This window comes from Streptomyces gottesmaniae (genome assembly GCF_031845845.1).
Taxonomy (GTDB): Bacteria; Actinomycetota; Actinomycetes; order Streptomycetales; family Streptomycetaceae; genus Streptomyces; species Streptomyces akebiae.
Map to the genome: position 1 here is coordinate 1 of NZ_JAVRFJ010000082.1, position 7,257 is coordinate 7,257.

A 7,257-nucleotide genomic window follows, 5' to 3' on the forward strand; every position below is an offset into this window, starting at 1 on the left:
GGGGTGGGTCGGGAGGGGGGTGGTGGGGTCCTCGTCGCCGGGGTGGGGGTGGGGTGCTGCTGAGGGCTGGGCTGGGACCGGGGCCTGTGCCTGTGCCTGGGGCTGGCGTTGGGTCTGGGCCTCGGAGGCGAGGGCGGTCGCCGGGGTCGCTCCCTCCGGGGCCGTGTCGTGTGCCGTACGGGCCGTACCGGTTCCGGCGCCCGGAAGGGAGAAGGCGTCCCACTCTGGCTCGTTGCCGGCGGTGTCGCGGTCGGCGCTCGTCGCGGGCGGGGCTTCGGGGCTCGGGTGTCCGGGCGCGGGGGCTGTCGCGGTCGCGTGGGCGGCCGCCGGGGCTGTCGCGGCTGCGGGGGCGGGCGCGGGGCGGTCCGGGGTCGCGTCCGCCGTGCGTGCGCCGTCGGCCTGGGCCTGGCTCGTCGCGTGTCCGGCGTCCGTCCCGGCCGAGGGGTCGCTCGGGGCGCCGGAGGAGTGCGCGCGGTCGGCGGACTCGCTCCTGGCGGCGCCCGTGGCGGACCGGGCCGGGGTGCCGGACCAGCCGAGTACCGCGCCGCAGGCGTCGCAGAAGGACTGGCCGGGCTCCCCGCGGGTTCCGCATTCGGCGCAGCTCTGGGCCTGGCCGGTGCCGGGGGTCGGGCTGGTCATCTCTCGGGGATCCTTTCGGCGGCGGTCACCTGGACCGTGTACGGCATGTGGGCGGGGCGGGCGGCGGCGACGAGGCTGTCCAGCCGGTGTTCGTCCGCCGGGGTGGGATCGGGCAGGCGCAGGGCCACGTGCAGGCGCGGGCGGCGCTCGCCCGGTACAGGTCCGAGGGGCCGGGCGTCCCACGTGGCGGCGCCGCTCTCGGTGATCTCCGGGGTCACGCCGAAGACCAGGCGTACGGCCTCGGACAGGCCGCGCCGGGTGCCGCGTACCCGGTGCAGGTACGCGGCGGCGGCGACCGCGGCGCGCAGGCGGTCCTCCGGTTCCGTGCCATCCGTCTCGGCGCCGACCCAGCCGGCGAGCCACTGGGTGAAGTCCACCGGGGCCAGGGACGGCGTGAAGTAGGAGTCCAGGCAGTCGAGGACGGAGAGGATCGGGGCGAGGACCTCGTCGAGGCCGCCGATGAAGCGTTGGGCGAGGTCGTCGTCGGCGAACACGGCGGGGAGCATCGTGCCGATGGGGTGCGAGGAGCCGAGGCCGTCTATGGAGCCCCTCATATCCGGCCGCCGAGTGCGCCCAGGAGCTCGGGGGGTGCGGTGCGTCGGCGGCTGCGGGCCCGTCGTGGTCGCTCGCGCCCACGCGGCGGAGCCGCATAGGTCACAGCCCCGCGCCCCTGACGGGGCTGCGCCCCGTTGAAGGACCTCACTGCTTGTCCCCGATCACGCGGACCCGGTGGTCGAAGCTGAACACCAGGGACGGGGGTGAGAGGTCGATGCGGTTGGTGGGGTCGCCCCGTTTGCCGGTGAGGGGGTCGGCGGGGTGGAGCTGGACGTCGTCGACGAGTTCGACACCGGGGACGCGCTGCAGGACGGCGAAGACCTCGCCGGACTGGACGGGGCGGCCGAAGGGCCAGCCCCGGCCGTCGGCGCCGCCGGTCAGCGGGTCGAGGTGGCGGTAGAGCGCGTCGTGGGCCTGACGGCGCACCCGGTCGGTGTCCACGCCCCGGAAGGCGTGCAGCGTGGCGACGACCGTGATGCCCTGGTAGAAGGGCGGGCCGACGGCCAGCCGCGTGCCGATCAGGCGGCGTTCGTCCAGGTGACGGGTGATACGGCGCAACAGGGCGTCACCGGGGACGAGTTGCTCGAAGCGGAGCCGACCGCCCGGGTCCGGCACCGCCTGGGGGACCACCAGCACTCGTACCGCGTAGGCCCCGTGCTCGCCCTCCTCGCCCTCCAGGCAGGTGATGCGGGCGGTCTCGGGGGCCGCGCGGCGGGCGAGTTCCTCGTAGTCGCGCAGGGTCACCGCGCGTTCCTGGGCGCGCAGCGTGATCGGCGCCCGGACCTTCGCCTCCTCCACGGTCTCCGCGTCGACCCCGCCGCGCGCGGCCTCCCGGTTGACGACCTCGGAGACGTACGGGACGGAGGTGCGCAGCACCCGGATGGCGCCCCGGGCCACATTGCCGGCCCGGCCCCCGCCGGTGCGGTAGCGCACGGCCCGGATGACGGCGCCCTTGGGCGCGACGGCCCCGTACTGGCGCAGGCTCCCGTCGGGCTCCCGTACCGCCGGGCCGAAGGCGATCTCGCCGGTGGCGGAGTCCAGGGTGATGTGGCGGTCGTAGGAGGTGGACGCGGCGAAGGACGGGACGACGTCCCAGTCGGTCCAGCCGTCGTGCTCGGCGGTCTGCAGCAGCACGGGCGGGGTGTCGCCGACCACGGGGAAGTGGGCGAGGCGCAGCCGCTGTCCGGGCAGGCCGGTGGACTCGCCGAGCGCCTCGTCGTACACGGTCTCCGCGTGGACGACGGTGGTGGTGCCGCCGATGGTGAAGGCCTCGGCGGCGCGGACGGTCGGCGAGGTGGTGTAGAAGGGCTGGCCGGGCAGGGGCTCGGTGACCCGGCAGCGCAGCCAGCCGGCCTCCTGGCCGCCGGTGCGGGACAGGGTGTGCCCGCCGGGCATGTGCAGGACGACCTCGCCCGGACGGTTCAGGCCGCCCGTGCCGTCGCGGTCGACCTCGCACGCCGTCCAGCCGTCCTCGGTCCACGCCTCCCAGACCAGCGGCGGCTGCCGGGGGTCCACGCCGACACCGTCGACCACGCTGTCCAGTTCGAGCACCACCGCGCAGTGCGGTACGGCGGCCGTCAGCCCGAACAGCATGCAGTCGCCGGGCCGCGGGGACTCGGCGAAGCACATCAGGTCCTTGCCCTCGGCGAGGTCGGAGGTCCGGTCGGCCACCGGCTCACCGGGCCGCTGGGTCACCAGATACCGCAACGCGCAGGGCACGACGTCCAGTTCGCGCTCGGTGGTGAAGACCACCGCCTCCTCGCTCTCGGTGCGCACGGTCGCGACCTCGGTGCCCACCGGCAGAGCCACCGGCTCCTCCTGCGGCGCCGACAGCCAGAACGTCACGTCCGTGCGGGCGGCCGAGGGCGGGAACAGGGTGATGCCCACCAGGTCCAGGAACGCCAGATGGTTCTTCTCGGGCACCCGGTTGAGCCGGTAGACGATCTGGTCGGCCATGTGGGCGACCGTCTCCACCAGGGTGACGCCGGGGTCGGAGACATTGTGGTCGGTCCACTCCGGGGCCCGCTGCTGGATGTAGCGCTTGGCGTCGTCGACGAACTGCTGGAAGCGGCGGTCGTCGAGGTTCGGGGAGGGCAGGGCCATCAGCGGTCGCTTTCAGGACGGTCGGGGCGTTCGGGACGGTCGGAGCCTTCGGAGGTCGGGTCCGGCTCGTCGTGGGAGGGGATGACGTAGAACGGGAAGACCAGGCTGCGCGGGTTGTTGGTGCCTCGGATCGAGTAGCGGACGTCGATGAAGAGGACGCCCTGGTCGGCGCCCGCCGTCACCTCGACGTCGGTCACCTCGATCCGCGGCTCCCAGCGGTCGAGGCTCGCGTACACCTCGTGCTGGATACGGCCGGCGGTGGCCTCGTTGACCGGCGCGAACACCAGGTCGTGGATGGCGCAGCCGAACTCCGGGCGCATCGGCCGCTCCCCCGGAGCGGTCGCCAGGACGAGCCGGATGGCCTCCTCGACCTCGCGCTCCCCGCTGACCAGGGCGATGCCCCCGGTGGGACCGATGCGCAGCGGGAACGCCCAGCCGGATCCGACGAACTGCTCGGCCATCAGCGGGCCACCCCCCTTCCATACCTTGCGGACGAACGTGTACTCATCACGGGGGCCGTCACGGGATCGGATACGGCTTCTTGTTGACCAGCACGATGCCCGTGATGTCGACGTTGGCCGCGCGCAGCGCCGCCTGGCCGACGGCGTTGATCTGCACGGTCCCGGCCGCGCTCAGCGTCGCGGCGCCCGCCGCGTTCATGGAGAGCGCGCCGACCGCGTTGATGTTGACCGCGCCGCCCAGCGACCTCAGGCCGACCATGCCCTGGCCCTGGAGGTTCAGGGGGCCGCCGCTGCGGATGGTCACGGACCGCAGCGCGCTCAGCGTCAGATCGGTCCCCGCCTTCACGGACACCGAGGTGCCGCCCGTGATGCTGACGGCCCCCTTGCTGTCCACGGTGATCTCGGTCTTCGTCCGGTCCAGGTTGATGATCAGCCTGTCGTTGCCGCTGGCGATCCGTACGCCCTGCTTGCGCAGGCCGGTCTGCTGGCTGAGCAGGTCGACCCGGTTGCCCTCGCGGTCCGACAGGGTGTGCCGGATCGCCTTCTTCTTCACGGGGTCGTGCAGCCACACGTCCTTCACGGGCGTCGGCTTGTCGATGCCGTTGTAGAGACCGCCGATCACGAACGGGTGGTCGAGGGCGCCCCGGTCGAAGGCGACCAGCACCTCGTCGCCGACGTCGAGCGGGAAGATCCCGCCGCCGCCCTTGCCGCCCATCTGCACGGTCCGCGTCCAGTCGCTGACGTACGTGTCGTCCAGCCACGGGAACTGGAGCTTCACCCGGCCCTGCTTCAGCGGGTCCTGTACGTCGGTGACCAGGGCGTTGGCCACACTGGGCAGCCGGGGCGAGGCGGCGGTGCCGCCCGAGGTCAGGCCGAACAGGGAGCGCCACTGCCGTCCGCTGACGGTCACCCAGGTCTCGTAGTGGCTGCCGTCACCGAAGGAGTGCCGCACGGAGGTGCAGGTGTACTTGCCCTCGAACGGGGTGCCCACCTCGGTGAGCGTGACCGGCACCCCGGGCCGCAGCTTCGGGTTGCCGCGCACGGTGACCTCCAGCTCGGCGAAGGACGAGGTGATGTCGTCCGCGAGGGAGCCGGCGGCGTGCGTGACCTCGGTCTGGAGGTCGTACGGCGTGTCGGTCTCCACCAGCTTCGTGGCCTTGAAGGCGCCCGCCGCCTTCTGCGGGGTGGTGCCGATGGCGATGCCGGGGTTGGCGTTCGCCGGGGTGGTCGCCGTGAGCTTCTTCTTCGTCATGACGTTCCAGCCGCGCGCCTCGACCCGGCCGACCTGGTCGGCGGCCGTGACGGCGGCCCGGCAGCGCAGGATGTCCACCCCGGCCTGGAGCACGAACGGGCTCTTCTCGCCTGGGGTGCTCGTCGGGGGCGCGCCGGACGCCGGCTTCGGTGCAACGAACTGGAACTTCCCCTTCGAGTCCAGCGACATCACCATCTCGTTCTCGTCGGCGAGCCGCGCCAGGAAATCCCAGTCCGTCACATTGGACTGCGAGATGAAGTCGTAGACCGTCTTGGTGCCCTGCACCTGCCCGACCGGGATGCCGTTCATCCCGGCCAGCTTGCGGGCGATGTCGGAGGCCGTCTGGTTGCGGTACGCCGCCACCCTGCGCACCCGCATCAGCCGGTGCCCCGGGTCGTAGCCGCGGACGACGGTGAAGGTGCCGGTGCCGTCGTAGTCGGTCTCCATGCCGGTGACCTCGCCGGTGAGCAGCGGGGTGCCCGCGCCCTGCCCGTCGGCGACGGGCGCGATGACGACCTTGGTGCCGAACCTGACGTTCAGTTTGCCCAGCAGCAGCCCGTGCGGGTCCCGGAAGGTGAGCCGGAACGCACCCGGCACCCCGGCCCCGAGGTCGACCCAGCCGCCGACCAGCAGATCGGCGTACTCCGGCGGCAGTTTCGCGCCGTCGAGGGTGACGTGGATGACGTTGGAGAAAGAGGGCTTCACCATCAGAATCCGACCTCCTCGGCGGCCGGCAGGACGAGTTCGATGCCGGTGGGCAGCCGGGTGGGATCGTCGATGCCGTTGGCCTCCGCGATCGCCCGCCACGCGGACGCGTTCCCGTACTCGCGCCACGCCAGCGACTGCAGCGAGTCGCCCGCGACGACCCGGTGCACACTCCGCGCGGTCAGCGCGCCCGAGGTCGGGTTCTGCCCCTTGGTGTTGCTGGGGATCTCGTGCAGCGACAGTCGGCAGGTGGCCCGGATCGGCACCCCGGTCGTCCCGAACAGGGAGTACGTGACGTCCACGGAACTGACGTACGCCGTGAAGCGGGCCGTCGAGAACGACCCCCACTGGAACACCACCCAGGGTGGCGACGGCTGCTTCGCGGCGAGGCTCTTGGAGGTGACCTCGCAGCACGACAGCAGCGACTCCACCTTCTTCAGCACCGTGGTGCCGCTCGGCTTCGCGGAGGAGTCGAGGAAGATCTCGACGTTCATCTGCCGGGCCTCGGGTCCCATGAACTCCGGCAGGGCGCCGTCGCGCACGGCCGCGCTGATCGTGGTCTTCCACTGGGCGCCCTGGCGCAGCGTCAGCTCCGCCGGATTGAACTCGAAGCTGAACGTCCTGATCAGCCCGCCGGGTGTCGTGCTCGTCCCGACCGGCGGCTCGTGGATGGCCAGTGTGGCCCGCACGAGGCTCTTGCCCGCGCCGCCCTTGCTGCCCTTCGCCATGTGCTGTTCCCGCCCCTCAGTCCGTGAATCCGTGGTGCGTGATCTCCAGGACCTCGGTCGCCACGCTCGGGTTCGACGGGTCCAGCGACGGCCCCTGCCAGCTCACCGGCAGGACGTCGATCAGCCCCCAGTGCGCCACCTCCGAGCCGTCCGCGCGCAGCGCCGCGATCTGGGCGGTCGGGCGCTTCACGCCCGTCGCCACGGACGAGATCCACGCCGCGACCTTGGCCGTGTCCGGGGTGAGCGGCCTCGTCAGCCGGATGTTCGAGAACGTCACGCGCGACGGGAACTGCCAGACGAACCCGTTGTTCCCGCCTTCCTGGCGGTGCTCGATCTCCACCGTCGAGGACAGCCCCTCGCACCCGTTGAAGTAACCGAGGCTCTCGCCGTCGATCGTCAGGGTGAAGAAGATGGTGGAGCCCGGGTCGAGATCGCGGGGCATCGGGTGGGCCTTTCTGCGGGTGGCCGCCGCCGGGGTTGTGCGGGTCGGGTGGGGCGGTGCGGGCCAGGTGGGGGTCGGTGGTGAGGTCGGTGGTGGGAGTCGGTGGCAGGGGGTGACGGGGGTCAGTGGCGGGGGTCGCGGAGTTTGCCGATGCGTTCGCGGTCGAGGCGGAGTTCGGTGCGGACGAGGCGGGTGATGCGGCCGATGAGCTTGTGGGTCAGCTCGTCCAGCTGGAAGTCGGTGAGGGACCGGGGGTCGAACTGGGTGGCGGGGTCCACTGCGGAGTAGGGGGGCGGAGCGTCGGCCGACGGGGTGCGGTGAGCCGTGGCCGTGGCCGTGGCCGTGGCGGTGGTTGTGGTGGCGGGGCTGGGG

Annotated in this window: 6 protein-coding genes and 2 pseudogenes; all 8 read right to left on the reverse strand. The window is 72.6% G+C overall.

The window, feature by feature from the left end; genetic code table 11:
* Positions 1-639: pseudogene (locus tag RM704_RS44345) on the reverse strand (hypothetical protein); the annotation flags it as partial.
* Positions 636-1,193 (reverse strand): phage tail protein, encoded by a 558-nt coding sequence (locus RM704_RS44350; protein WP_033526814.1) that lies wholly within the window; start codon positions 1,191-1,193, stop codon positions 636-638. The gene RM704_RS44350 and the pseudogene RM704_RS44345, both read right to left, overlap by 4 nt.
* A 145-nt stretch (positions 1,194-1,338) precedes the next feature.
* Positions 1,339-3,297, reverse strand: coding sequence for a putative baseplate assembly protein (locus tag RM704_RS44355; RefSeq protein WP_033526815.1), 1,959 nt, complete (start codon positions 3,295-3,297; stop codon positions 1,339-1,341).
* Positions 3,297-3,758 (reverse strand): GPW/gp25 family protein, encoded by a 462-nt coding sequence (locus RM704_RS44360; protein ID WP_033526816.1) that lies wholly within the window; start codon positions 3,756-3,758, stop codon positions 3,297-3,299. The genes RM704_RS44355 and RM704_RS44360 overlap by 1 nt, the downstream gene beginning before the upstream one ends.
* 58 nt (positions 3,759-3,816) lie before the next feature.
* Positions 3,817-5,718 (reverse strand): VgrG-related protein, encoded by a 1,902-nt coding sequence (locus tag RM704_RS44365; RefSeq protein ID WP_033526817.1) that lies wholly within the window; start codon positions 5,716-5,718, stop codon positions 3,817-3,819.
* A complete protein-coding gene (locus RM704_RS44370; protein WP_033526818.1) occupies positions 5,718-6,443 on the reverse strand; it encodes a CIS tube protein in 726 nt (241 codons plus the stop codon). The genes RM704_RS44365 and RM704_RS44370 overlap by 1 nt, the downstream gene beginning before the upstream one ends.
* Before the next feature lie 16 nt (positions 6,444-6,459).
* The gene (locus RM704_RS44375) at positions 6,460-6,885 is read right to left on the reverse strand and encodes a phage tail protein (RefSeq protein ID WP_033526819.1); all 426 of its coding nucleotides are present in this window, start codon (positions 6,883-6,885) and stop codon (positions 6,460-6,462) included.
* Between the two features lie 122 nt (positions 6,886-7,007).
* Positions 7,008-7,257 (reverse strand): annotated as a pseudogene (locus RM704_RS44380) (extensin); the annotation flags it as partial.

Bases quoted from the DNA above. Each gene is read 5' to 3' on its own strand.
- RM704_RS44360 (WP_033526816.1), bottom strand. From the start codon at position 3,758: ATGGCCGAGCAGTTCGTCGGATCCGGCTGGGCGTTCCCGCTGCGCATC.
- RM704_RS44355 (WP_033526815.1), bottom strand. From the start codon at position 3,297: ATGGCCCTGCCCTCCCCGAACCTCGACGACCGCCGCTTCCAGCAGTTC.
- RM704_RS44370 (WP_033526818.1), bottom strand. From the start codon at position 6,443: ATGGCGAAGGGCAGCAAGGGCGGCGCGGGCAAGAGCCTCGTGCGGGCC.
- RM704_RS44375 (WP_033526819.1), bottom strand. From the start codon at position 6,885: ATGCCCCGCGATCTCGACCCGGGCTCCACCATCTTCTTCACCCTGACG.
- RM704_RS44365 (WP_033526817.1), bottom strand. From the start codon at position 5,718: ATGGTGAAGCCCTCTTTCTCCAACGTCATCCACGTCACCCTCGACGGC.
- RM704_RS44350 (WP_033526814.1), bottom strand. From the start codon at position 1,193: ATGAGGGGCTCCATAGACGGCCTCGGCTCCTCGCACCCCATCGGCACG.